At 66.4% G+C, this 24505-nt stretch carries 20 protein-coding genes and 1 pseudogene; 12 read left to right on the top strand and 9 right to left on the bottom strand.

From position 1 onward, the window contains the following. Positions 1 to 124: 124 nt before the first annotated feature. Complete coding sequence (locus N911_RS0113555) at positions 125 to 3238, top strand: UvrD-helicase domain-containing protein (RefSeq protein ID WP_029898059.1); 3114 nt, start codon at positions 125 to 127, stop codon at positions 3236 to 3238. A 17-nt stretch (positions 3239 to 3255) separates the two neighbouring features. Here the strand turns inward: N911_RS0113555 and N911_RS18645 are convergent, their stop codons facing one another. Next, positions 3256 to 3399 (bottom strand): hypothetical protein, encoded by a 144-nt coding sequence (locus N911_RS18645; protein WP_202593878.1) that lies wholly within the window; start codon positions 3397 to 3399, stop codon positions 3256 to 3258. Positions 3400 to 3555: 156 nt separating this feature from the next. On the opposite strand from N911_RS18645, the gene cbiR reads away from it, so the two are divergent. The 6 genes from cbiR (at position 3556) to N911_RS0113525 (ending at position 9028) form a co-directional block, all read left to right on the top strand. Beyond that, on the top strand, positions 3556 to 4323 hold the full coding sequence (gene cbiR / locus N911_RS0113545; RefSeq protein ID WP_051694429.1) for a cobamide remodeling phosphodiesterase CbiR: 768 nt from the start codon (positions 3556 to 3558) through the stop codon (positions 4321 to 4323). Beyond that, positions 4320 to 4763: a bifunctional adenosylcobinamide kinase/adenosylcobinamide-phosphate guanylyltransferase gene (locus tag N911_RS17085; protein WP_272913359.1), complete on the top strand. Its 444-nt coding sequence runs from the start codon at positions 4320 to 4322 to the stop codon at positions 4761 to 4763. Before cbiR ends, N911_RS17085 begins: the two co-directional genes overlap by 4 nt. Further along, on the top strand, positions 4712 to 4834 hold the full coding sequence (locus tag N911_RS19045; protein ID WP_272913358.1) for a bifunctional adenosylcobinamide kinase/adenosylcobinamide-phosphate guanylyltransferase: 123 nt from the start codon (positions 4712 to 4714) through the stop codon (positions 4832 to 4834). Before N911_RS17085 ends, N911_RS19045 begins: the two co-directional genes overlap by 52 nt. 9 nt (positions 4835 to 4843) lie before the next feature. Further along, complete coding sequence (locus N911_RS0113535) at positions 4844 to 5872, top strand: DHH family phosphoesterase (protein ID WP_029898056.1); 1029 nt, start codon at positions 4844 to 4846, stop codon at positions 5870 to 5872. Positions 5873 to 5875: 3 nt separating this feature from the next. Next, positions 5876 to 8479, top strand: a complete 2604-nt coding sequence (gene polA / locus N911_RS0113530; RefSeq protein WP_029898053.1) for a DNA polymerase I — start codon at positions 5876 to 5878, stop codon at positions 8477 to 8479. Between the two features lie 120 nt (positions 8480 to 8599). Next, entirely contained in the window at positions 8600 to 9028 is a 429-nt protein-coding gene (locus N911_RS0113525) for an arsenate reductase ArsC (RefSeq protein WP_029898051.1), read from the top strand. Between the two features lie 15 nt (positions 9029 to 9043). Here the strand turns inward: N911_RS0113525 and N911_RS0113520 are convergent, their stop codons facing one another. From N911_RS0113520 to N911_RS0113510, 3 genes are all read right to left on the bottom strand, one after another. Then, positions 9044 to 10390, bottom strand: a complete 1347-nt coding sequence (locus tag N911_RS0113520) for a tetratricopeptide repeat protein (RefSeq protein WP_029898049.1) — start codon at positions 10388 to 10390, stop codon at positions 9044 to 9046. Between the two features lie 82 nt (positions 10391 to 10472). Then, positions 10473 to 11528 (bottom strand): N-acetyl-gamma-glutamyl-phosphate reductase, encoded by a 1056-nt coding sequence (gene argC, locus N911_RS0113515; RefSeq protein WP_029898047.1) that lies wholly within the window; start codon positions 11526 to 11528, stop codon positions 10473 to 10475. Positions 11529 to 11537: 9 nt separating this feature from the next. Next, complete coding sequence (locus N911_RS0113510) at positions 11538 to 11816, bottom strand: DUF1844 domain-containing protein (protein ID WP_029898045.1); 279 nt, start codon at positions 11814 to 11816, stop codon at positions 11538 to 11540. A gap of 198 nt (positions 11817 to 12014) precedes the next feature. On the opposite strand from N911_RS0113510, the gene N911_RS0113505 reads away from it, so the two are divergent. From N911_RS0113505 to N911_RS0113490, 4 genes are read left to right on the top strand one after another with little or no spacing between them, the layout of a single operon-like run. Further along, entirely contained in the window at positions 12015 to 14237 is a 2223-nt protein-coding gene (locus N911_RS0113505) for a hypothetical protein (protein WP_029898044.1), read from the top strand. Next, on the top strand, positions 14230 to 15438 hold the full coding sequence (locus tag N911_RS0113500; RefSeq protein WP_029898042.1) for a hypothetical protein: 1209 nt from the start codon (positions 14230 to 14232) through the stop codon (positions 15436 to 15438). Before N911_RS0113505 ends, N911_RS0113500 begins: the two co-directional genes overlap by 8 nt. Next, entirely contained in the window at positions 15435 to 16280 is an 846-nt protein-coding gene (locus N911_RS0113495) for a hypothetical protein (RefSeq protein ID WP_029898041.1), read from the top strand. The genes N911_RS0113500 and N911_RS0113495 overlap by 4 nt, the downstream gene beginning before the upstream one ends. A gap of 40 nt (positions 16281 to 16320) precedes the next feature. Further along, positions 16321 to 17343 (top strand): histone deacetylase family protein, encoded by a 1023-nt coding sequence (locus tag N911_RS0113490; RefSeq protein WP_029898039.1) that lies wholly within the window; start codon positions 16321 to 16323, stop codon positions 17341 to 17343. Positions 17344 to 17438: 95 nt separating this feature from the next. Here N911_RS0113490 and N911_RS0113485 read toward each other — a convergent pair whose 3' ends face one another. After that, complete coding sequence (locus N911_RS0113485; protein WP_202593877.1) at positions 17439 to 18500, bottom strand: SO_0444 family Cu/Zn efflux transporter; 1062 nt, start codon at positions 18498 to 18500, stop codon at positions 17439 to 17441. Between the two features lie 85 nt (positions 18501 to 18585). Between N911_RS0113485 and N911_RS0113480 the strand changes: the two genes are divergently transcribed. After that, complete coding sequence (locus tag N911_RS0113480) at positions 18586 to 19854, top strand: deoxyguanosinetriphosphate triphosphohydrolase (protein WP_029898035.1); 1269 nt, start codon at positions 18586 to 18588, stop codon at positions 19852 to 19854. A gap of 335 nt (positions 19855 to 20189) precedes the next feature. Here N911_RS0113480 and N911_RS18125 read toward each other — a convergent pair. From N911_RS18125 to trpB, 4 genes and pseudogenes are all read right to left on the bottom strand, one after another. Next, positions 20190 to 21037 (bottom strand): annotated as a pseudogene (locus N911_RS18125) (IS5 family transposase). Positions 21038 to 21188: 151 nt separating this feature from the next. Continuing rightward, complete coding sequence (locus tag N911_RS0113470; RefSeq protein ID WP_029898033.1) at positions 21189 to 22472, bottom strand: phenylacetate--CoA ligase family protein; 1284 nt, start codon at positions 22470 to 22472, stop codon at positions 21189 to 21191. Between the two features lie 57 nt (positions 22473 to 22529). Beyond that, entirely contained in the window at positions 22530 to 23294 is a 765-nt protein-coding gene (trpA, locus tag N911_RS0113465; RefSeq protein WP_029898031.1) for a tryptophan synthase subunit alpha, read from the bottom strand. Beyond that, entirely contained in the window at positions 23294 to 24490 is a 1197-nt protein-coding gene (gene trpB / locus N911_RS0113460; protein WP_029898028.1) for a tryptophan synthase subunit beta, read from the bottom strand. Before trpB ends, trpA begins: the two co-directional genes overlap by 1 nt. Positions 24491 to 24505: the final 15 nt, after the last annotated feature.

Genomic DNA, 24505 nt, shown 5'->3' with positions numbered 1-24505 from the left:
AGTTTTTTTGGCGGCATAACGAGTACGGTCCCCACAACGCGGCGCATCCGGCGGTTTTCCGGGCCACACCCCGGCGACACCGGCGTGTTCCGCAAACCTTCGGCAACACCTGAGCGGCTTTCGCATGGATCAATTCCGGGCAGACCTGCACATCCATTCGCGCCACTCCCGCGCCACCTCCAAGGCCCTGACCCCGCGCCATCTGGCGGCCTGGGGGCTGGTCAAAGGGCTGGACGTGCTGGGCACGGGCGACTTCACCCACCCCGGTTGGCTGGAGGAGCTGCGCGAGGCGCTGGTGGAGGACGGATCCGGCCTGCTGGTCCCCCGTACCGACCAGGGCCTGGGCCGCGAGATTTCCTGGCTGGACGGCTGGCTGCCCCCGGGACGCACCCGCTTCATGCTGCAGGCGGAGATTTCCTCCATCTACAAGCGCGGGGGCAAAGTCCGCAAAATCCACAACCTGGTCTACGTGCCCACCTTCGAGGCCGCGGAAAAGCTCAACCAGCGGCTTGAGCAGGTGGGCAACCTTGCCTCGGACGGCCGCCCCATCCTGGGCCTGGACGCGCGGCACCTGCTGGAGATGGTGCTCGAGCTGGACCCCATGGCCTTCCTGGTCCCCGCCCACATCTGGACGCCCTGGTTCTCCCTTTTCGGCTCACGTTCCGGCTTCGACACCATCGAGGAATGCTTCGGCGAACTGTCCAACGAGATTTTCGCCCTGGAGACCGGGCTGTCCTCCGACCCGGACATGAACCGCATGCTGTCCGCCCTGGACCGTTTCCGCATGGTTTCCAACTCCGACGCCCACTCCGGCGAGAAGCTGGGGCGCGAGGCCAACATCTTCCGAGGCGAGGTCTCCTACGAAACCGTCTACCGCGCCCTGCGCGGCGAGGGGCTGGGCAACGCCTTCCTGGGCACCTACGAATTCTTCCCCGAGGAGGGCAAGTACCACCTGGACGGCCACCGCGCCTGCGATGTGGTGCTGGAGCCCAGGGAAGCCCTGTCGCGGGGCGGACTGTGCCCGGTTTGCAACAAGCCGTTGACCCTCGGCGTGCTGCACCGCGTCATGGAGCTGGCCGACCGCGAGCAGCCCGGCCAGCCGCGCACCCAGCCCGGCTACGACTCCTTCATTCCCCTGGACGAGATGCTGGCGGAAATCCTCGGCTGCGGGGCCAAGACCAAGAAAGTCAAAAATCTTTACACCCGCGCCGTGAGCCGGGTGGGTTCGGAAATGGCCGCTCTGGCCGAGGCTCCCAAAGAGGAACTGGCCAAGGTCCATCCCCTGCTGGGCGAGGCGGTGGAGCGCATGCGGGCCGGAAGGGTCTTCCGCGACCCCGGCTTCGACGGACGATTCGGGGTCATCCACGTCTTTACCGAGGCGGAAAAGCGGGAGATGCGCCAGGGCCGCTTCCTGGTGGCCTCCGCGCCCGACACGGAAAGGCCCGCCGAATCGCCGTTGACGCCCTTCGCCCCGGCCAACGCCGGAGAAGGCGAGGCCTGCGGCATGGTCAGCCTCAATCCCGAGCAGCGCGAGGCGGCCGAGGCCGGGCCCGGGCCGGTGCTGGTGGAGGCCGGGCCGGGCACTGGCAAGACCCAGACCCTCATGGCCCGGGTGGCCTCCCTGCTGGACGCCGGCGTGCCCTCGCGGCAGATCCTCTGCCTGACCTTCACCCGCCGGGCGGCCGAGTCCATGCGCCGCCGCCTGGGCGCTTCCCTGGGGGGCGACTCCGCCCCGCCCAGGGCGGACACCCTGCACGCCCTGGCCTTCGAGGTCTGGCGCGACGCCTACGGCGAGGCCCCGGTGGTCATGGACGACGAGGCCGCCCTGCGCGTTTTCGCCGAGGGCGCCCCCGATTTGTCCGGAGCGCGGCTCAAGCAGGCCTTCGCCACCCTTGAGCTTGCCCGGGAACGACGCCAGCCGGTGCCCGGAGAATTGGCCGAGGCGGCCCGCCGCTACACCAAGAAGAAGGAATCGTGGAACCTGGTGGACTACCAGGATTTGTTGGAGTTCTGGCTGGAGCAGATCGAGTCCGGCATCTACTCCAACCCATCCACCCAGGTGCTGGTGGACGAGGCGCAGGACCTGACCCCATTGCAGCTTGCCGTGGCCACCGCCCTGGCCGGCCCAGGGGGGCGCGGCTTCTTCGCCATCGGCGATCCGGACCAGTCCATCTACGGCTTCCGGGGCGCTTCAGGCGACGTGCGCGGGTATCTGCACGGCCTGTGGCCCTCGCTGACCGTCATCCGGCTGCTGGCCAACTACCGCTCCCCGCCGCGGGTGCTGCGCCTGGCCCATCCGCTCACCCCAGGGCGCGACCCGCTGGAGCCCACCCTGCCCGAGAGCGGCGAGGCCCTGCTCTTCGCGGCTCCCGACGCCGAGCGCGAGGTCTCCTGGATCGGCGAGCGCATCCGCGCCCTGCTGGGCTCCACCTCCTCCACCCTGCACCAGGGCGACGAGGAAGCCCTCTCCCCGGGCGACGTGGCCGTGCTGGTGCGGCTCAAGGCCCTCATCCCGCCCATCAAGCGCACCCTGGACCGCCTGGGCGTGCCCGCCTCCGTGCCCGAGGCCGAGGCCTTCTGGCGGGAGCCGAGGGTGGCGGCCATCCTGCGCACGGCGGCCGGGTTCCTGGGCATGACCGGCGGCCCCGTCCCGGCCGATCCGGGCGAGGAAGCCGACCCCATGCCCGAGGTGCCGGAACGCGTGCTGGCCCAGGGCCCGTTGGGGCTTTCCGCCTATCTGGAGGACGTGCGGCCCTTCGACCGCATGTTCTTCAAGGGACGCGACTTCCGCGAGCTGACCCGCGCCTTCGAGGAGCACGGCGGTTGGACCGGCCTGCTCAACTGGGTGAACCTGCGCAGCGAGTTGGAAAACATTTCCGAGAAGGCCGAGAAGGTGCAGATCATGAGCCTGCACGCGGCCAAGGGGCTGGAGTTCGAAGCGGTCTTTCTGGCGGGGCTGGAGGACGGGGTGCTTCCCTTCGCGGGAGCGGACTTCCTCACTGGCAAGGCCGGGCCGGAAACCCAGGACGAGGCCGAGGAACGGCGGCTTTTCTATGTTGGTCTCACCCGGGCGCGGCGGCTTTTGCACCTCAGCCGCGCCTCGGAGCGGCGCATCTACGGCCGCACCCTGCGGCTGGCCCCTTCGCGTTTTCTTTCCCCGCTTCCCGAAGCCGAATTGCGTTCCATCTCCCTCGCACCCAGACGTGTCAGGAAGGAGAAACAGATCGGCCTGCTCTGACGCCGCCAGCCCTCTGCCTAATGCATCACGTTGTAGAGCCAGCGCTCGTACACCGCGCACCATCTCCTGGCCCGCACGCTGGTCAGGCCCATGTCCTTGAGCCTGCAGTACACGTGCAGGGGATTGAAGCGATGCCGGATTCTATCTGTAAAGTGGCCCATGGCCGCCTCCCCCGGCGGGGTTCCCCTCCCGCCTGTTGGGTTGTATTCCCTGCAAACCGACCAAGCAATTTGCATGCCTAAACTTCCCGGACCACCCACCGTTGCGGCCCTCGCCGGCCCCTGCTAATTTGATCGGCTCCCGAGGTTAAAACCATTATGGCCTACGACACCCTTCCGGCGGAGATGCGCCGCCCGGACGAATTTCCCTTCCGCCTGGCCGTGCCCTCCTGGGTCTGGCCCGGCACCGTGGCGGACAACTGCCGCCGCCTGGGCTTCACCTTCAACGAGGTGGGGCTGACCATGTTCGAATCCCAAGCCTGCATGGACTACGGACCGGACGACCTGCCCCCCGAACTGGTGGAGCTGGGCCTTCGCTACCACATGCACATGCCCCTGGACCTGCCCTGGTCCGAGGGCATGCTGGCCGTGGGCGACGTCATCGACTGCCTTGTTGAAAAGACCGCCTATCTGCAGCCCTGGGGCTACGTGCTCCATCCCCCGCCGGTCTCCAAGCTGCTGGACGAGGTGGCCTTCCGCTTCATCAACAAGGGCATCAAACCCGATCGGGTGCTCCTGGAGAACACCAAGGAATTCGACCCGCTGGAATACTGGTGCGACATCCGCTACCTGGGACTGAACCTCTGCCTGGACCTGGGGCACCTGCTCCTCTACGGCCAGGAGCGGCTGGTGGAACTGCCCAGGCTGTGGAACCGGGTCAAGCTGGTCCACCTCTCCGCCCCCGGCCCTGACGGCGAGCACCTGGCGCTCAACGAGCTTGACGCCGAGGGCCGCCGGCTGGTGCGCCTCATCCTGGACAAGATGGGGCCGGACACGGTGGTCATGGCTGAGGTATTCGACCCCGAGCGCCTCATTCTCTCCCTGGAAGCCCTTTACGGGATAATGACCGAGCGGGGCGGCCGGTGATAACCTTGGTGCTGGGCGGACAGGCCAGCGGCAAATCCGACCACGCCCTGGACCTGTTGGAAAGCGCGCCCGGCCCCCGCGCCGTGGTGGCCACCGGACTGGCCCGCGACAACTCCTTCCGCCGCCGCATCCTCGACCACAAGCGCTCCCGCGACCCCGGCCTGCCGGTCATCGAGGCGTCCGGGGCCGACCTGCCCGAAGCGGTCTCCCGCGCCCTGGCGGACCACGCCGCCGTGCTGGTGGAGGGCCTTGATTTCTGGGTGTATTCCTGCATCATGGAATGTGGGGACTCCCGCGGGCCGGACGCCGGAGCCCCCCGGCGCTGCCCCTGCACGAGGCCGGGAACCGGCGGCTCATCCTGGTCAGCCAGGAGGCGGGGCTGTGCCCTGTGGGGGGAGACGGCCTCACCCGGCGCTTCGTGCGTACGCTCGGCGGGCTAAACAAACGCCTGGCGGCGCGCGCCGACGAGGTCGTTCTGGTGGCGGCCGGATTGCCGCTGCGCCTGAAATAAGGGGATCGCATGGCTTATTTCCGACAGCTCGACGACCAGCTCGAACAGCTCCTCGGCCTGTTCGACAAGGACCAGAAGTGGCTCATATGCATCAACGCCGACCCGGATGCCCTGGCCTCGGCCATGGCGTTGCGGCGCATCATGCAGCGGCGGGTGGCCGAGGTGGGCATCGCCCAGATCAACGAGGTAAAGCGGCCGGACAACCTGGCCATGATCAAGTACCTCCGCATCCCCACCACCAAGCTCACCCAGAAGCTGGCCTCGGAGTACGACCACTACGCCATCGTGGACTCCCAGCCCGCCCACAACCCGGCCTTCGAGCACTACCGCTTCTCCATCGTCATCGACCACCACCCCGTGGCCTCCGGCGGCGGGCTGGCGGGGGCCTACGTGGACATCAAGCCCGAATACGGGGCCTGCTCCACCCTGCTCCTGGAATACCTCTACAACCTCAACATCGAGCCCGCTTCCTACCTGGCCACCTCCCTGCTCTACGGAATCAAGTCCGATACACAATCCTTTGAGCGCGACTTCATCGACATAGACGTCCGCGCCTTCCGCTACCTCTCCAAGTTCGCCAACAACCTCATCCTTAAGAAGATCGTCCGCAGCGAATACCGTCTGGAATGGCTGGACTACTTCCGCGAGGCTCTGGACAAGGTGGAAATTCTTGACCACGGGGCCTTTGTCTATCTCGGGGAAGTGGACAATCCGGACATCCTGGTCATCCTGGCCGACTTCTTCCTGCACGTGCACGAGATCAACTGGACCGCCGTGGCGGGCACCTGCAAGGACACCCTCTCGGTCATATTCCGGGGCGACGGCATCAAGCAGCACGTGGGCGAGATGGCCAAGGACCTCTTTTCCGACGTGGGCAGCGCGGGCGGCCACGTGGGCGCGGCCCGGGCGGAGATAGATCTCGGAGAGCAAGACCGCGAGCCCATGGACCTGCTCTGCGAGCGTTTCGAGTCCAAGCGCATCAAGGAATGCCTGCAGCGGGCCAAGCCCAAGAAAGAATCCAAAAGCAAAGCCGACTAGCCCATGCCCTTCAAGGAAACCGTCCGGCCCGATTCCGACCCCGTCTACCTCATCGACGGCTCCGCCTTCATCTACCGGGGGTACTACGCCTTCCGGGACATGAGCACCTCCACGGGGTTCCCCACCAACGCCCTGTACGTCACCCTGCGCATGCTCCTGAAAATTCTGCGCGAGGAAAAGCCCGCCTACGCGGGATTCTTCCTGGACCCGCGCGAACGGGGCTTCCGGGCCGACCTCTATCCCGAATACAAGGCCAAGCGCGCCGCCACCCCAGAGGACATGATCAAGCAGATCGAGCCTATCAAGGAGGCGGCCGGACTTCTGGGCTTCACCGTCCACGTGGCCGAGGGCGGCGAGGCGGACGACTGCATCGCCTCCCTGGCCCAGCGCCTCAAGGGCGATCGCGCCGTGGCCATCGTGGGGGCGGACAAGGATCTCAAGCAGTGCCTGGACCGCTCCGTGTGGATGTGGGACCCCGGCGCCAAGCAGGAAAAGATCACCTCCCTGGACGACTTCCGCGAGGACACCGGGCTGGAGCCCGCCTCCTGGCCGGATTTCCAGGCCCTCATAGGCGACTCGTCGGACAACATACCCGGCGTGCCCGGCATCGGCGACAAGTCCGCCCGGCAAATCATGGAGGGGCGCACCACCCTGGAGGAGGTCTGGGCCGGGCTGGACGACATTCCGCCCAAGTTCGTCAAGAAGCTCGACGGCCACCAGGAGGCCAGCTACCTCTACCGCGACCTCACCCGCCTGCGCACCGACTTCTGCCAGGACCTCGACCTTGAGGCCCTGCGCGTGGCCGAACCGGATCTGGACGGACTGCGCGGCTTTCTCAAACGGTTCGAGTTCCGCTCCCTGCTGGCCGAACTCCCCGGCCCCGCTTCGGCTGAAAAACCCAAGGCCGCCGCCAGCCAGGGCAGCCTTTTCCCCCAGGCCGCTCCGGACAAGCCCGAGCCAGTAAAATCCGTGCGCGTGGCCTCCCTCTCCGAGATTCCCGAGGCCAAAAACAGGGAAATCGGCCTCGTCCCCCTGGAAACCGGCTTCGCCGTGGGCCTGGACGGACGCGAGTACCTCTTCAAAGGCGACCCGTCCGCCCTGGCCGGACACCTCTCAACGGCCGCCCGGTTGGCCGCGCCGGAAACCAAGCCCCTGCTGCGGGCCAATCCCGCCTGGAACGATGTCCCCCAGGCCGCCTGGTTCGACCTGGCCCTGGCCGCCTACCTCCTCAACCCCGAGGAGCGCGACTACTCCCAGGAGCGGCTGCTGCGCTCCTTTCTGAACGACCCGGACATGCCCGCCGTCCCCCAGGGCGCCCACGGCCTGGAAGCCGACGCCCTGGCCACCTGCCTGGCCCGCAAGCTGGAAAACGCCGGCATGACCGCCCTCTTCCGCGACCTTGAGATGCCCCTTCGCCCGGTCCTGGCGGACATGGAGCGCGCCGGGGTGGCCGTGGACCTGGACGCCCTCGCCGCCTTCCTGGACGAGGTCAACGACAAGCTCGGCTCCCTCTCCGCCCGCATCACCGAGCTGGCCGGAGAGGAATTCAACATCCGCTCCTCCCAGCAGCTGGCCGTCATCCTCTTCGACCGCCTGGGCCTCAAGCCGCGCGGCAAGACCCCCGGCGGCGCGCCCTCCACCTCCCAGGCCGTGCTGGAGAAAATGGAGAACGACCACGAGATCGTCTCCCTCATCCTGGAGTTCCGCGGCCTGGAAAAAATGCGCGGCACCTACCTGGAGCCGCTGCCCAAGCTGGTCGACGAGATGGGCCGCATCCACACCACCTTCAACCAGACCGCCACCGCAACCGGCCGCCTCTCCTCCTCCGGCCCCAACCTCCAGAACATCCCCATTCGCGGCCCCATGGGCATGCGCATGCGCGCCTGCTTCACCTCCGGCCCCGGGCGAGAGCTGGTGGCCGCCGACTACTCCCAGATCGAGCTGCGCCTGCTGGCCCACCTCTCCGACGACCCCGGCCTCAAGGACGCCTTCCTGCGCGACGAGGACATCCACGCCCGCACCGCCGCCCTGCTCTTCGACAAATCACCCGGGGACGTGGAGCCCGACGAGCGCCGCTCCGCCAAGACCATCAACTTCGGCCTGCTCTACGGCATGGGCCCCCAGCGCCTCTCCCGCGAACTCAAGATCACCATGCCCCGCGCCAAGGAGTTCATCGCCCGCTATTTCGAGGCCATGCCCAAGGTCAAAGCCTTCTACGAGCAGATCGAGGAAGAGGCCAAATCCGAAGGCTATGTCACCACCCTCCTGGGACGCCGCCGCATCCTCCCCGACATCCACTCCCGCAACCAGCAGCAATACTCCCAGGCCGTGCGCCAAGCCATCAACACCCGCGTCCAGGGCTCCGCCGCCGACGCTATCAAACTGGCCATGATCCGCACCCACCGCGACGACGACCTCCGTACCCTCTCCGCCCGCCTCATCCTCCAGGTCCATGACGAACTCCTCCTGGAAACCCCCGAGGACAACGCGGAACAAGCCGCCGACCGCCTCAAACGGGTCATGGAAAACATCACACACGACCTCGGCCTCACCGTCCCCCTGGCCGTGGAAGCGGGCACCGGCCATACCTGGGCCGAGGCGCACTGAGGAAAACGATTTCGCCACAGGGTGTGCAGGGGTGCGGCGGGTCAGGCGTCCCGGGCTTGTCGTCCGACTTGACCGCACCGGTCGTCCCGCACACCACACGGAAACCACGGAGCACCACGCGTGAGCGCGCCACTACGCATTCTCTTTCTTTGCACGGGGAACTCCTGCCGCTCCCAGATGGCCGAGGGCTGGGCGCGCCACCTCAAGTCCGGCGTCCTGGAACCCTACTCCGCCGGTGTGGAGAGGCACGGCCTGAATCCCCTGGCCGTGCGGGTCATGGAGGAGGCCGGGGTGGACATGTCTCCGGCGCGGTCCAAGACGGTGGACGAGTTGCCTGGCGTGGCGTTCGACTGCATCGTCACTCTCTGCGGCCACGCCCACGAAGCGTGTCCGGTGGTGAACGGCGCGGCCCTGCGTCTGCACAAGGGATTCGACGATCCGCCGCGCCTGGCGGCGGGAATGGACGAGGATGAGGCGCTGGCCGTCTACCGCCGCGTGCGCGACGAGATCAGGACATTTGTGGCGGGGATGCCGGGCAACCTGGGCTAGCCCGGCGGCCGGAAATCACGCCCCGCTCTTCAGCCGGTCCAGCAGCTTGCGGGCGGCTTGGTGGCGCGGGTTCAAGGCCAGCGCCTTTTCCAGGTAGAAGCAGGCCTCGGAGTTACGTCCCGCCTGGTGGTGGATGCGCCCGAAGTTGTAGGCCACGTTGTCGCTGCGTTCCAAAAAGGCCGGGCACTTGTGGGCCGCTTCCTCCAGGTAGGGCAGGGCCTCCTCGAACTCGTCCCCCTCGGCCAGCGCCATGGCCGCGTTGTAGAGCAGGTGTTCGTTGCCGGGCGACAGCTCCAGGGCGGCGCGGTAGTGCACCAGGGCGTCGCGCCAGCGGCCCTGCTTGCGCAGGGAGAGCCCCAGGGTGTTGAAGGCCTTGACGTCGCTCTCGGAAAGATAGTCCCCCTTGACCTCCAAAAGCCGCTCGATGTGCTTCTGTGCCGCCTTGGGGTTGGTCTCCATGACCTCCTCGGCGATCTCCAGGGCCACATGGCTGACCAGGTCCAGGGCCTCGCGGGTGGCGCTGTCCTGGGCCATTTCGAAGTACTGCTCTGCGATGCCCGAGCGTCCCTGCCCGGCGAAGATGCGGCCGATGCGGTACTTGCGCTCCGCGTTGGCCGGGGAGAGCTTGTCCAGGTAGCGCATGTACTTGAGCTGCTTTTCCTCGTCCCCCAGCTTCTCGTAGAGGTCCACAAGCCGCTTGACCGGCTCAAGAAAGAGCTTGGAGTTCTGGTGGGCGTGCTCGTAGGCGGTCATGGCCTCGGCCACCCGGTCCAGCTGCAGCAGGGCGTCGCCCTTGGCCATGAGGGCGGCGGAACTGCCGGGCTTCATGCCCAGCACGTTCTCGGCCAGCTCCAGGGCGCTCTCCGCTTCGCCGTTTTCAATGAGGCGGCGGCACTGGCCCATGAGCTGGTCCAGCTTGCCCTGGGGCCTAATGGAGTTGGCCAGCTTCTCGATGAGGCTTTTGGCCCCCACCGGCTTGACGATGATGTTGCCCGCGCCGATTTCACGCAGCAGGACCAGATCGTCTTTGCGCGCCTCGCTGGTGAGCACGATGAGGACGGCCTCGGGGTAGGTCTCGCGGATGAATGCCAGGGTCTCTGTGGTCAGCTTGTTGAAGAGAACACGCTCCATGAGCAGGACCACGCCCTCGCCGGACCCGCCATCGTTTTGGCGGCGGAGAAAGCGGGCCACCTCGGCCGTGTCCTTGAAATCGTGCCGTCGCTCCGGGGGCAGTTCAAGGTATTTTCTGGAAACGCCCTTGAGCAGGCTGAGGAATTTGCGGTCGGCGGAAACAGCCACCAGGGCGCCGCTGGGGCCGCCCAGGTGGCTGCGGATGACCTTGATGCATTCGGGAATGGTCACGAGCGCTCCCTGCCGGTTTGTTCCCCCCGGGAGGTCCGGGAAAAGTATGGCTGAAAACGCTCCCGCCCGCAAACCCCGCGGGTCAGGGAACCAGGGGGGCCAGGTCCAGCCCGGCCGCCTCGTCCAGCCCCAGCATGAGGTTGGCGTTGGCCAGGGCCTGCCCGGAGGCCCCCCGGCAGAGGTTGTCGATGGCCGCCAGGACCACCAGCCGCCGTGTGCGGGGGTCGATGACCAGGCCGATGTCGCAGAACATGGTGCCGCGCACGTAGCGTGTCTGGGGCAGCTCGCCTTCGGGCAGCACCCGCACCCAGTGCTCGCCAGCGTAGCGGCGTTCGTAGATTTTGCGCAGATCGTTCGGATCGGCGTCCTCGGCCAGGAAGGCGTAGGCCGTGGTCAGGATGCCCCTGTTCATGGGCAACAGGTGCGGGTTGAAGGACAGGGTCAGCGCCGAGCCCGTGGCCACAGACAACTCCTGCTCGATCTCCGGCGTGTGGCGGTGGCTGCCGATGGAGTAGCCCCTGAAGGTGTCGGCCACCTCGCAGTACAGGGTGGCCACCTTGGCCCCCCGGCCCGCGCCCGTGGCGCCGGACTTGGAGTCCACCACCAGCCCCTCGCGGTCCACCAGGCCAGCCTCCAGGGCCGGAGTCAGCGCCAGGATGGCCGAGGAGGGATAGCAGCCGGGATTGGCCACCAGCCGCGCGGAACGCACGTCGTCGCGGTAGAACTCCACCAGGCCGAAGGCGGCCTCCTCCAGCAGGTCCGGGCGGCGGTGCTCAAGCCCGTACCACTGCTTGTAGACTTCAGGGTCGCGCAGGCGGAAGTCGGCGGAAAGGTCAACCACCTTGGCCCCGGCGTCCACCAGTTCCCCGGCCAGGTCCATGGCCGCCCCGTGGGGCACGGCCAGGAAAACCACGTCGCATTCGCGGGCCAACAGTTTGGGGTCCGGTTCGGTGACAGTCAGCCCGCCGGGGCGGGTAGCGCGCAGGTGGGGAAAAAGTTCGCCGAGGCTCTTGCCCGCCTCGGAGCGGGAGGTGACGCGGGTCAACTCCAGATGAGGATGGGCGGCCAGAAGCCGCGCCAGTTCCAGGCCGGTGTAGCCGGTGACGCCGACCAGGCCGGCGGTGCGGGGAGAGGGCATGCGGGGCTCCTAGTTGCCCTTGGCGCAGTACTTCATGCGCATTTCATAGAGAAGGTCGTCCAGCAGTTTGCGTTCATCGTCCTCCAGACAGCCGTCGGTCTTCTCCTTGAGCATGGCCAGCACGTCGATGGTGTGCTTGGCCAGGGGAAGGTTCTCCTCGGTTGCGCCAGTGGAGGGTTCGGGCACCTCGCCCAGGTGGACCAGGCAGGACGAGGCCAGGGAAAGGACGAAGGTTGAAAAAGTCACTTCCGGCATCGTGCAGCCGCCGGTGTAGTCATGCGCGCTCATACCTTGCTCCGTAAGCGGGTTTTCGTAAGCAATCCCTATAAGACGGCCATGGGCCTTGGCAAGCCGCTCCCGGGCGAGAACTAAATTGGAAAGGCGATATGCACTAATATTGATTTGTGCTTTCATATGGAGTACGAGTCGTTTCTCTTGAAAGGACAACCTTCTTTCGAGGAAGCGATTCTATTGCCAGGGGGGACTGTGAGCGACAAGCCAGATTTTCTGGACAGATTGCTGGACTACGGGTCGGATGCCAAAGACTCCGGCGGCACCTGCGGGATGCGGACCGAGGGCGAACAGTCCAGTCTGGAGGAGGGTTCAGTGGAAGAGGACACGACAGAAGCCTCCGGGGACCGGCGGGGCCCGGAATCACTGGGAACGCTCAGGCACAGGCCCTCGCGGGGTTCCCTTTGCCGGATTCTGGGCGTTGATGCCTCCGGCACCTCCATGGAGGACTCCTTGTTCCGCCTGGGGCTGGCCAACTGGGCGGAAGAGGACGACCTGCTGACCAGGGTGGAACGGACCAAGGAGGGGCTGCTCGCCGAGTACGGCGAGGCGGAAAGACGGGAAAGTGAACATCTGGACGAAGCGCTGCGACGCATTGAACGCCGCCGGGACGACTTGGCCGGCCGGCTGCGCAAGGCTCGTGGCGAATGGCGGATCGTCGGGCGCAAGCTGGCCTCGGCCGATCGCAGGCTGTCCGACGCCCGGGGGGAGAAGACCCGGCTGGAAGCCGATTTGCGGAGCAGGCGGAGCGAGGCGGTTGCCCGTGTGAGGCGACTGGCCCGCGAGGAAGAACGGGAGCGGTTCACCGCCCACAGGGAATTCCTGGATGAGTTCGAGGAAATACAGAAGAAACATAATGTCCTGGTTCCGGTGGAGGAACGGGAAAACGGCCGGGAACGTTCGGAGGCGGAAAGGGAATGCATTCGGCTGCAGGCCGGACGGCTCGGCAAGCGTCTGGAGCAGCTCGGCGATCTGCGGGACAAGTTCAATCGGCACATGGAGTTCTGGCAGGCGGGCGGAGTCACCACCACCACGGCCAACCTGCTGGTCTCCTTCGGCTACGCCTCCCTGCCCATGGTGGGCTGGTATCTCGGCAGAACGTTGCAGGCCGTGGACCAGCAGCACCTCAACTACGCCAACGCGGCGCGGCACCTTGGCAACGGCTTGGGCGAACTACTGGTGCGGCACGGCTTCTTCGGCGGCTTGGGGCTGGCCTTTCTGCTGCCTTTGGCCGTCACGACGTTCTGCGCCGTGATTCTCCTGCTTCCCGGCTGGTTTGAACGGCTCAGAAAGAAGTGGAATTCCCCGGAGGAATACGAGTTCCGGAAAACCGCCTTTGACGCCGCGCTGTACGGCAAGGGGGGGACGTCCCCCTTTCACGCGAGGCACCTCTCCTGGATATTCCTGCTGACGTTCATCCCCATGCTGCTGGCCGTTGTCGTGGCGCATGCCGAGGCGGCGGGCAAGGATGTGGTCTTCACCGCCCTGGTCCAGCAGCTCGACCCGCTCTTCATCTACCTCGGGGTGGCCATCTGCCTCGTCCTTTCCAGCCTTTTCCTAGCCTACAACGTCAACGTGGTCCGCCCCAGACTGTGGCGGGCCATCGAAGAGGAGCGGTTCGCCCAATCGGAGCTGGGCAGGGCCAGCCGGTTCCTCTGCCTCAACTTCGAGCTGGTCGCCTTCTGCCTGGCCCTGTTCGTCCTGCTGGCGGTCATGGGGGTGGACAGAGGAAGCGGGGATCTCAAAAGCCTCTACCTGGCGGTCTTCGCGGCCCTTGCCTGGGGCATGGCCATGTCCCACGGCCTGCTGTTCCGGGGCATCGTGCGGCAGGCCGGGGATTTGGACAATGAAATTGAGCGCGTCTACCGCCTGCAGGAGAAACGGGCCAAGGAGCTTGACCTGGAGCGGTACAAGGAACGGAACCAGGGCGGCACCTTGAGCGTCCATTCCTGGCCCGGATGGTTGAAGGACACCATCGACCGCATCTGGCACCCCACGGGCATGACCGCCTTGGCGGCCGGACGGATCGAGCAGGACGTTTCCGGCGGCGGGGACGAGGGTGGCGATCCCCTTCTGGAGGCGGCCTTTCCGGCGGAAACCGCGCGCCGCAAGGAACTCGGCGACGAGATCGAGACACTTCAACGCCGGGTGGAATCCCTGAAGGCGGAACGAAGCGAGAAAGAGCGGGAGATCGAGGAACTGTGCAACGACGTCGGCAACTTGGAAAAGGAGATGGAGACCGTCCGCGATAAGAAGGCGGATTGCGTCAGGAAATTCGACCAGCACCGCCAAAGCGTGGAGCGGGACCACCAGGCGCTGCTGCTGCGGGGAATGCCCGCCTTCCGAACGGGGCTGCGGCTGCGGATGCGGATGACCGGGGGACAACACGCGGCCAAGGAGGGGGCGGCCAATGGCTGACAGGGATTTCGGCAGGGAAATGACGCGTTTCGATAATGACAAGAACCGATTCGTGCGTTCCTCGAGATTCAACGAGGAGGCCGGGGAGATCGGGCGGAAGATGGGGGCGGCCCTGCAGAAGCAGAGCGTGGGCCTGGAACTGCTCAAAAACCGCATCCTGGAGCGCAACGAGGAAGCTGCCGCCTACGTGGAGCGGGACCTGCCCGCCCTGCGCTCCGAAGCCGCCCTGCTTCAGGAAAAACGGCGCGACAAGGAATCCCGCATCGAGGACATCCAGTACCGCCTGGACACCATGCGGGAGGACCGCAGGGAGAGCCCAACGGAGTACTCGTGGTTCAGGGGAGTGTTCTACACGTGCCTCTCCATCCTGCTCATTTTCGCGGACATCTCCATCCTGGCCATTGTCTCGGCCAACCTCATGGGGCTGCCCTTCCGCGACGAGGCCTCGGGCCGCAACTTCCTGGAACTGCTTTTCAACAACCCGCTGGCGGCCTACCAGGCCTTCCCCGAGGTGCTCTTCTTCACCCTGTCCGTGCTGGGCATCGGCTTCTTCATCAAGGTCTGGCTGGACATCGTGCTCATGCCGGACCGGAACAAACGCTTCGCGGGCAAGGGCAGGCTGGTGTACGTTATCTACACCACCTTCTTCATCCTCTCCGCCGTGTCCGTGGCCCTCATGGCCGGGGCTCGGCTCATCCCGGAGATCGCGGCCATCCCCGGCGACACCGGGGCCGCGTCCAGCTTCGGGTACGGCAATATCGTGCTCACGGTGATGGGATTCGCCCTGCCCTACGTCAGCGTGGGCTTCTTCATGCGCGGGCTGGACTGCTTGGGCAACAGCCTGAGCATTCTGTACCTGTGGCTCTTGAAGCGCGTCACCTTCGAGGATAAACAGTCCTCCGAAAAGAAGATCGCCAAGAACGACACCGCCATGCGGACCCGGCTGCGGCAGGCGCGGTGGCTCCGCAGTCCGGAGTGCTTCAGCATGGCCTACAACGTCAGCCTGCAGTCTTTCCTGGAGGGGTTCCAGGAGGGCTTGCGACAAAGCCTGAACTCCCGAGCCGGAAAAACATACCGGGAACTCGACATGCTCACCCTGGAGTCACTGAACGAATCGGACTTCCTGCCCCTGCCCCGCCCCGTTTCCGGCGAGGAGGACGGTGACGCCCAGGGATCGGCCCCGGAGCGCGAGGAGCGATGACCAAGACCATCATCTATCTGTTCGCGGCCGCGGTGCTGGCCGGAATAGTCTCCCTTTTCATGGGAGGCGGGGACGACGGCCAAGACCCCGGCGCGGCCCGCGAATCCATGGCCGTGGCATCCGCCGGGCAAAATGGCGGAGAGACCTCCAACCTCCTCGTCCTGTTCGACGCCTCGGTCTACCACCCCGGGGAGAAGGAGCGATTCGCCGGACTGGTGGAACGGTTCGAAAAGTTCTTCCTGGGGCTGCCGGAACGCAGCCGGGTGGTGGTCTGGACCGTGGACCAGGCCCTGTGCAACGCTAGGCCAGCCTGCCGGGCGGAACTCGGCTTCGACCGCTCCATAGGCGGCGCGGAGCAGCACCGGGATAAGCTGTCCAGCCTCTTCGCGGAACTGGAGCCGGATCTCATGTCCGCCTGGGACACGCAGCATTCCCGGGAAAAATGGACAGACCCCGTGTCCTGCCTAATCACCTCCCTGCACGAAGCGGCCAACCGGCTGCATTCCGGCGACGTGCCGCCGGGGCGCAGCAACACCCTGGTGGTGGTCTCGGACATGCTGGAGGCCTGCGACGAGTGGGGGGCCGAGGACCGGACCGTGAACCTGGAGCGGGGGCTGGAGCGGGCGCGCGCCCGGCTGGACTGGGGCGAGATAGACGCCTACATGGCCAAGCTGGACGTGTTCGACAAGATCATCATCATGCGGGTGCCCAGCCACCGCGTCACCGACCCGGGCGAACTGGCCCGGCTCAAGGACTTCTGGGAGCGGGTGCTGGCCAACGCCGGAGCGGACCTGAACTCGGTGGTCTACCGCACCTCCTTCCCGCAAACCCATTTCAACTGAAGGCTTTCCCGCGCAGGCGGCCTGCGGTAGCCTGTCGGCCATGCTGCTGCACGACCAGGACGCGGAACTCGGCTTCGGCGGCTACGGCATCAACGTGCCCCGCATGGGGTCCATCCGGGGACGGGTGGTGGAGGCGCTGCGCGAAGTCCCCGGACTGGCGGGACGCGAAAACCGCTGGCTGCGCGCCGCAGCCATGCCCCCGGCCACCCGCGACGACCTGCTGCTGGTCCACGACGCCGCCTACGTGGACGAACTCCTTTCCGACGACCCCTCCCGCATCATGCGGGAGGTCTACGAGTTGGACACCCCCGGCCGCTTCACCCCGGAAACCGCCGACCAGCCCCTGCGCGACCTGGCCGCGCGAGCCGCCCAGCGGGCCGGAGGCTCCATGGCTGCGGCCCGGCTGGCCCTTGAGAACGGCTTCTGCTTCTTCCTCTCCGGCGGCATGCACCACGCGGGACGGGCCAAGGGCCGGGGCTTCTGCCCGGTCAACGACGTGGTCCTGGCCGTGCGCGCGCTGCGGCGCGAAGGCGCGATCAACCGCGCCTGGATCATCGACACGGACGCACACAAGGGCGACGGCACGGCCGAACTCTGCATCGACGCCCCCCTCACCCGCACCCTGTCCATCCACATGGCCCACGGCTGGCCCCTCGACCAGCCGCCCCTGGACGAGCGGGGGCGCCTGAAGCCCGCCTTCATCCCCTCCACCATCGACATTCCCATCGCCGAAGGCGCGGAGGACACCTACCTCCCCGCCCTGGAAAACGGCCTGGACCTGCTGGCCACCCTGTCCGAGCGCGAGCCTCCCGAACTGGCCATGGTGGTGGGCGGAGCCGACCCCTGGGAGCACGACCGCCTGGAAAGCGCCTCCCTGCTCAAACTCACTCTGGAGCAGCTCCACACCCGCGACACCATGGTCCACGACTTCCTCGCCACACGCCGCATCCCCCAATGCTGGCTCATGGCCGGGGGCTACGGACCGGATACATGGCGGGTGCATGCTGGTTTTCTGGAGAGCGTGCTGCCCGGGTGGATAAAAGAGAGCCGGAGAGAAGGCTAAGCCCTCTCCCTGGCCTCGATTTCAACGCAGCAAAAAAGAATGGCGGCTGGCGGCGGTGATTGTCCTGTTGGCGCTCAGCCTGGCAATAGTCCTTCTCAGCCAGCCTTGCGGAGCTTGGGGACCACCGCCCGCAGGATGAGCAGCAGCAGCGCCACGGCCATAACCATGGCCCAGACGCCCGGGGGTTCCTCGCCCGGTCCGGCCACCCAGTCGCCGGTGGACAGGCCCAGCGCCGGGTACAGCGCGTCCGCGGCCAGCCCCAGCCCCAGGGTGCAGGCGATGATGGCCGCCAGATAGGCCGTCAGCCCGCGCCGCCCCAGCAGCTTGCCCACCATGGCCAGGGAGGCGGCGTTGGAGGCCGGTCCGGCCAGCAGAAAGACCAGGCACGCCCCCGGCGAGAAGCCCTGCACCGCCAGCGCCGCCGCCAGCGGGGTGGAGGCGGTGGCGCAGACGTAGAAGGGCAGCGAGGCGGCCAGGGCCACCAGAATCTGCCACGGCCCGCCGCCCAGCAGGCCGCCCAGAAATCCCGGCGGCAGCAGGGCCGAGAGCGCTCCGGCCAGCAGCACGCCGCCCAGAAACCACAGCCCCACGTCGCCCATCAGCTCGCCCGCGGCGAAATCCAGCCCCTTGGACAGCTTGGAGCGCGTGGTGGGACACTCGGGCTCGTCCTCTCCGCCGCAGCCGCAGTTCCCTCCGGCGCAACCCACGGGCTGCGGCTCGGGTCCGGCTTCCTCCTTCGCCTTCTCCTCGGGCGAGACGGCGTCCACGGCGAACCCGGCGGCAATGGCCGTGAAAACGGCGGACAGCGGACGCAGCAAGGTCATCATGGGGTCGAGCAGGGCGTAGGTCACGGCGATGGAGTCCACCCCCGTTTCCGGGGTGGCCACCAGGAAGGAGGCGGTGGAGCCGGGCCCGGCCCCCTGCCGCTTGAGTCCGGCCGCAGCGGGCACCACGCCGCAAGAGCACAGCGGCAGCGGCGCACCCACGATGGCCGCTGTGACGATTCCCCGGCTCCCCCGGCCCAGCCTGCGGGCGGCGAAGTCGGCGGGAAGGAAGGCGTGCAGCAGCCCCGCCGCCAGAAAACCCAGCAGCATCCACGGGGCGGACTCCACGAGCACCAGCCACGATTGTCGGAATATTTCGAACAAAAGGTCCATAGACCGCATACTAGTCACGCAGTCGCGCTTGACCAGAGCGGGCAACCCGGTTGCCCCCGTCCTTCCCCCCGGCTAGATTGCCGCCATGGAACTCGCCCGACTGCTCTCCCCACGCCGCCCCCGCCAGAGGAACGAACCCGAAGAAAGCCGCAGCGAATACGCCCGCGACCACGACCGGCTGCTCTTCTCCGACTCTTTCCGGCGCCTGGGCCGCAAAACACAGGTCCACCCCCTCAACGAGAACGACCACATCCACACCCGCCTCTCCCACTCCCTGGAGACCGCCAGCGTGGGTCGTTCCCTGGGCCGCAAGGCAGGGCGGAAGATCGACCTGCCCGACGGCGTCACGCCCGAGGACGTGGGCGAGATAGTACAAGCCGCCTGCCTGGCCCACGACATCGGCAACCCTCCCTTCGGCCACGCCGGAGAGGAAGCGGTGCGGGCCTTCTTCCGGGAGCGCGGCCAACATTTTCTGGAGAAGCTCAGCGAGGACGAGCGCGCTGACCTGCTGCGCTTCGAGGGCAACGCCCAGGGGTTCCGGGTGGTCACCCGGCTGGAGCTGAACCTCGACCGGGGCGGCATGCGCCTGACCTACCCGGTGCTGGGCGCGCTGCTCAAATACCCCTGGACCGCGGCCTCCCCCCTGGCCGAGGCGGGCAAATGCAGCGCCCTGCACGCCGACCGGCACACCCTGGACGAGGTGGCCTCGGAACTGGGCCTGCCTTCCCGCGAGGACCATCCCGGCTACCACCGCCACCCCCTGGCCTGGCTGGTGGAGGCGGCCGACGACCTCTGCTACTCCCTGTTGGACCTGGAGGACGCCCGCGAACTGGGGCTGGTGCGCTTCGGGGAGATCGCGGAGGTTCTGGAGCCGTTGGCCGAAACCACCGGCCGCGGCGAGGACTCCGAGCGCCGCCGCCTCTCCCTCATGCGCACCCGATGCATCCACGGTGCGGTGGAGGAAATGACCTCCCGCTTCGCCGACCTGCTGCCGGACATGCTGGAAGGCCGCATGGAGGGCTCCCTGCTCAAGCAATGCGGCGACCCGGTGCGCTCGGCCATCACCGGAGCCAAGGACCTGGCCAAGCAGCACATCTACTACCACCGCCGCAAGCTGGAACTGGAAATCGGCTCCCACGCCGTGCTGGGCAAACTGCTCACCGCCTTCTGCACCGCCTGCCTGGAACAGGCCGACGGCTCACCCAGCCTCCGCTCCCAACACCTCATCCGCATCCTGGGCGAACACGCCCCCGCCCCGGGAGACACCCACCACCACGCCCTACTCAAAGCCCTCGACTACATCTCCGGCATGACCGACCACTACGCGAGGCAACTGGCGGAACGGATAGGATAGTGGGCAGCAAGGGAATGGATGTTGGCTGGCGAGGGTGGGATTTCAGGGCAGTGGGAGAAGGAGGAAACCCCTTTTAAAAAAGCGGTTTCCTCCTTCTCCCACACCCTCATCCTCCTTCCGCCAAACCTTTTGCCGCTCGCTTCGCTCGGGGCGGAGGACTGGAATTGGTAGCCGGGGTAATCACGTCCCAATTTCGCGTTCAACGCATCTGATGCCAAACGGCCAGGGCTGGAATTCCACCAAGTAAACGAAGCTAACAATCGCGGATTCGCCGGGGCACTCCCCGCCCTCTCCCTGGCGCGCGCCAACCCGCGAAACACATGCAAACTAAGAACTTATCCGTAAATAATTCCTGTCTTTCTCAGAGCGATGATGGCGGCCGCCAGATGGGTTAATGCCAAATGAGTTGAATGCAGCTTTTCAAACCTGACCAGAAGCTTCCTGAAGCGATTAAGCCAAGACAGGCTCACTTCTACAACCCACCTTCGTGGCTTGAATTCAGGGTTGCGTTCCTTCTCTGCGATCTCTTCACCACGCGGCCGAACATGGGGGAGATACCCTGCGTTCTCAATTACTTGCCGTGCGTTGTCGCCGGTGTAGCCTGCATCGAGCCAGAGGTTATCTGCCACCTCTGGCTCGAAAGGCCCGCCCACGACTTTGCCTTTCAACACATTCCTCCAACTGGGATACATCATGTCGATTTGCGCCTGTTACGACGATCGACAACGGGACGCCACGCTCGTCCACAAGAATGTGGCGTTTGGAACCTTTTTTTTCCCCGGTCTGTCGGATTCCTGCCACCCGCCTCACAGGCCAAAGGTGCTTTAAGCGCACCCCCGTCAACGGCTTGCCATTCCCAAGCAATCCCCATCATTTCATCATATTCAGCGAGACCTGCTTGCCAAAGCGACAGAAAAAAGCCTTGCTTTTCCCACTTTCTGAAATAGGCATGGATAGAGCTTGGGCTCCCAAACACTTCTTTGGGTAAGGCCTTCCATTGAATCCCAGTGCGCAAAACATATACGATGGCCTCAAAAACTCTCCGAGGCGGGAGAGGCTTTCTACCGCCCCCTGGTTTTCGCTTGTATTTCCTCGTGGTATCACGTTGAGGTACAGGAATGTGCGGTTCGACAATAGCCCAGAATTCATCAGAAACTTCACAAGATTGAACTCGCTTTCCCATGCGTCCTCGCCTTTTGAGGAGAATGCTCGAACTGTTCAGTTTAGTCTAGTTATTTACGGATAAGCTCTTAGTTTGCCACAGGGTCCAGGGCCGCGTAGGCCCTGGTCGCCCAAAGGGCGAAATCTTCCCTCTTCCCCTTCTTCTCCGCTTCCTACCCCCGGTCGTCGATGACCCGCTTGGTCTTGGCGAAGGTGCGGGGGAGGTCGCCGGGGTCTTTGATTTCCACTTTGGCGGAGACCAGGAGGTGGCGCTGCATGGAGGCGGCCACGGCGGAGGCCATGGCTTCGTCGCCGCCGGAGGCGGCTTCCGGGGCGCGTTCCACGGAGACGGTCATGAAGTCCTTGCCGGTCACGCGGGTGAGGTGGACCTGGTATTCGCTGGAGAGTTCGGGGAAGCCGCCGAGGATTTCGGCGATCTGGCCGGGGTAGATGTTGACCCCGCGGACGATGATCATGTCGTCGGAGCGGCCGAGTATCTTGTCGTGGCGCGGCACGGACAGGCCGCAGGGGCAGGGCTCGGGGAGAAGGCGGGTGAGGTCGCGGGTGCGGTAGCGGACGAGGGGGGAGGCCTCCTTGGAGAGGGTGGTGACCACCATCTCGCCGATCTCGCCCGGCTCCACGGGTTCGAGGGTGTCGGGGTCGAGGATTTCCAGGATGTAGCGGTCGGCCCAGTAGTGGACGCCCTCGTGGGCTTGGCATTCCAGGCCGGTGCCGGGGCCGTAGAGTTCGGTCATGCCCACGATGTCGAAGCTGTGCTCCAGGTCGAGGAGTTCCTCGAAGCGGGCGCGCATCTTGGGGGTGTGGGTTTCGGCGCCGAAGATGCCGCGCTTGAGGCGCAGGTTGTCGCGCAGGCCGCGCTTTTCCACTTCCTCGGCCATGAGCAGTGCCATGGAGGCGGTGGAACAGAGGGTGGTGGCGCCGAGGTCGGTGAGGAGCTGGATCTGGATGTCCAGCATGCCCGGCCCCACGGGCAGGGCCATGGCCCCGAACCGCTCGCAGCCGAGCTGAAAGCCCGCCCCGGCGGTCCACAGGCCGTAGCCCACGCAGATCTGCACGCGGTCCAGGCGGTCGCACCCGGCCAGTTCGTAGCAGCGGGCCATCATGTCCTTCCACAGGTCCACGTCGTTCTGGGTGTAGGCCAGAATCTTGCGCTTGCCGGTGGTCCCGGAGGAAGAATGGATGCGCACGACCTCGGATTCGTCCACGGCCAGCAGGGGGAGGGGGTAGCCATCCTTGAGGTGGTCGGCGGTGGTCACGGGCAGGCGGCGCAGGTCGTCCAGGCTGGTTATGTCGCCCGGCTCCACGCCCGCCTCTTTGAACCGCTCCCGGTAGAATGGCGAGTTGGCGTGGCAGTGGGCCACGGTCCATTGCAGCCCGGCCAATTGCCGATCGGCCAGCTCGTCACCGGTCAACTCGGGCAGGAAGCGGCACCCCATGCGTACTCCTCGCGGAACGCCGGGGTTCCAGGCGGAACCCCGGCGGGTGTTCAACAGCTAGATGAAACGGCGCAGGAACTCGGCCGCTCGGCCGGGTTCGTCGCCCTCCTCCACGTAGCGCACAAGGCCGCTGCCGAAAACCACCGCGTCCACCAGGTCGCCCAGGTGGGCCACCTGGGAGGGGCCGGTGATGCCGAAGCCCAGGGCCAGGGGGGCCTCGAAGGACTCCTTGGCCTGGCGCAGCTTGGCCTCCACCTGCGGAGGCAGATCCTCCCGCGCCCCGGTGGTTCCCATGACCGAGACCATGTAGACGAAGCCACGGGCGTGCTCTGCGTAGGCTTGCATGCGCTCGGGGGTGGTGTTTAGCCCGATGAGGGGCACCAGGTCCAGTCCGTGCTTGTCCAGGATGTTCCGCGTTTCCTCGGCTTCCTCCAGTGGCAGGTCGGGGATGATGAAGCCGTGCACCCCGGCCTCGGCCGCGTCCTTGGCCAGCCGTTCGAAGCCATACTGGTAGAAGGGGTTCATGTAGCCCATGAGCACGATGCCCGCGGACAGTTCGCGCTCCTTGAGGTCGGCCAGCAGCCCGGCGAGGGAGGCGCCGCACTCCAGGCATTGCAGCACGGCCCGCTCGATGACCGGCCCGTCGGCCACGGGGTCGGAGAAGGGAACGCCGATCTCGATGACGTCCGCACCGGCACGGTCCATACCCTCGACCTCGGCCCAGAAGCGCTCCCGGGTGGGGAAACCGAAAGGCAAGTAGGGAATGAGCGCCTTGCGGCCAGATGCCCCGGCCGCCTCGATCTTCTCGCGCAGCACCGACATTACTTGCCCTCCTCTTCGGCTTGCAGCACTTCTTCCACGATGCCCAGGTCCTTGTCGCCACGGCCGGACAGGTTGATCACCACGTCGCCCCCGGCCGGGAACTGGTCCGCGTTGTCCAGCACCCAGGCCAGGGCGTGGGAGGACTCCAGGGCGGGGATGATGCCCTCGGTGCGGCAGAGCTTCTTGAAAGCGCGCATGGCGGCGGCGTCGTTGACGCAGGCGTACTCCGCCCGGCCAAGGGCCTGCAGCCCGGCGTGTTCCGGTCCAACGCCGGGGTAGTCCAGCCCCGGGGCGATGGAGTGGGAGGGTTCGATCTGCCCTTGCTCGGACTGCAGCAACAGGGTCAGCGCGCCCTGGAAAACCCCGGCGGTGCCCTTGGTCAGGGTGGCGGAGTGGTAGCAGCCCTCCTCGCCGGAGCCGGAAGCCTCCACGCCGATGATGCGCACGCCTTCGTCGGGCACAAAGGCATGGAACAGGCCCATGGCGTTGGAGCCGCCGCCCACGCAGGCCACCAGGGCGTTCGGCAGGCGGCCCATGTTGCGGGTCATGAACTCCTCGCGCGCCTCCAGGCCGATGACCTGCTGGAACTCGCGCACCAGCCAGGGGAAGGGGTGCGGGCCGACCACCGAGCCCACGCAGTAGTGGGTGTCCTCCAGTTCGGCGATCCAGGCGCGCAGGGCCACGTTGATGGCGTCCTTGAGGGTGCGTGTGCCGTTCTCCACGGCCACCACCTTGGCCCCGAGCAGCTCCATGCGGCGGACGTTGTGCGCCTGGCGGCGGACGTCCACCGCGCCCATGTACACGGTGCAGGACAACCCGGTCATGGCCGCGGCCGTGGCCGTGGCCACGCCGTGCTGCCCCGCTCCGGTCTCGGCGATGAGCCGGGTCTTGCCCATGTGCTTGGCCAGAAGCGCCTGGCCCAGGGTGTTGTTGATCTTGTGCGCGCCGGTGTGGGCCAGGTCCTCCCGCTTGAGCCAGAGATTGAAGCCGAGTTCCCTGGACAGGGTCGGGCAGCGGTACAGCGGCGTGGGACGGCCCACGAAATCGCGCAGGATGTCGCCAAACTCCTTGCGGAACTCCTCGGTGGGCACGATGTCGCGCGCCGCCTTCTCCAGCTCAAGAAGCGGCGGCATGAGCAGTTCGGGAACGAACCGGCCCCCATAAGGACCGTAATAGCCTCTCGCGTCGGGATGCATCGTTTCTCCTTTTTG

This window comes from Desulfohalovibrio reitneri (assembly GCF_000711295.1).
GTDB classification, from domain to species: domain Bacteria; phylum Desulfobacterota; class Desulfovibrionia; order Desulfovibrionales; family Desulfovibrionaceae; genus Desulfohalovibrio; species Desulfohalovibrio reitneri.
The sequence above is the reverse complement of the archived record's forward strand: the minus strand, read 5'-3'. Positions and strand labels throughout refer to the sequence as shown.

Coding starts and splice junctions, on each gene's coding strand:
- trpA (WP_029898031.1), bottom strand. CDS start 23,294: ATGTCGGTGCTGCGCGAGAAGATCGAGGCGGCCGGGGCATCTGGCCGC.
- cbiR (WP_051694429.1), top strand. CDS start 3,556: ATGGCCTACGACACCCTTCCGGCGGAGATGCGCCGCCCGGACGAATTT.
- N911_RS18645 (WP_202593878.1), bottom strand. CDS start 3,399: ATGGGCCACTTTACAGATAGAATCCGGCATCGCTTCAATCCCCTGCAC.
- N911_RS0113495 (WP_029898041.1), top strand. CDS start 15,435: ATGACCAAGACCATCATCTATCTGTTCGCGGCCGCGGTGCTGGCCGGA.
- N911_RS0113555 (WP_029898059.1), top strand. CDS start 125: ATGGATCAATTCCGGGCAGACCTGCACATCCATTCGCGCCACTCCCGC.
- trpB (WP_029898028.1), bottom strand. CDS start 24,490: ATGCATCCCGACGCGAGAGGCTATTACGGTCCTTATGGGGGCCGGTTC.
- polA (WP_029898053.1), top strand. CDS start 5,876: ATGCCCTTCAAGGAAACCGTCCGGCCCGATTCCGACCCCGTCTACCTC.
- N911_RS0113490 (WP_029898039.1), top strand. CDS start 16,321: ATGCTGCTGCACGACCAGGACGCGGAACTCGGCTTCGGCGGCTACGGC.
- N911_RS0113510 (WP_029898045.1), bottom strand. CDS start 11,816: ATGAGCGCGCATGACTACACCGGCGGCTGCACGATGCCGGAAGTGACT.
- argC (WP_029898047.1), bottom strand. CDS start 11,528: ATGCCCTCTCCCCGCACCGCCGGCCTGGTCGGCGTCACCGGCTACACC.
- N911_RS0113470 (WP_029898033.1), bottom strand. CDS start 22,472: ATGGGGTGCCGCTTCCTGCCCGAGTTGACCGGTGACGAGCTGGCCGAT.
- N911_RS0113480 (WP_029898035.1), top strand. CDS start 18,586: ATGGAACTCGCCCGACTGCTCTCCCCACGCCGCCCCCGCCAGAGGAAC.
- N911_RS0113500 (WP_029898042.1), top strand. CDS start 14,230: ATGGCTGACAGGGATTTCGGCAGGGAAATGACGCGTTTCGATAATGAC.
- N911_RS0113485 (WP_202593877.1), bottom strand. CDS start 18,500: ATGGACCTTTTGTTCGAAATATTCCGACAATCGTGGCTGGTGCTCGTG.
- N911_RS0113535 (WP_029898056.1), top strand. CDS start 4,844: ATGGCTTATTTCCGACAGCTCGACGACCAGCTCGAACAGCTCCTCGGC.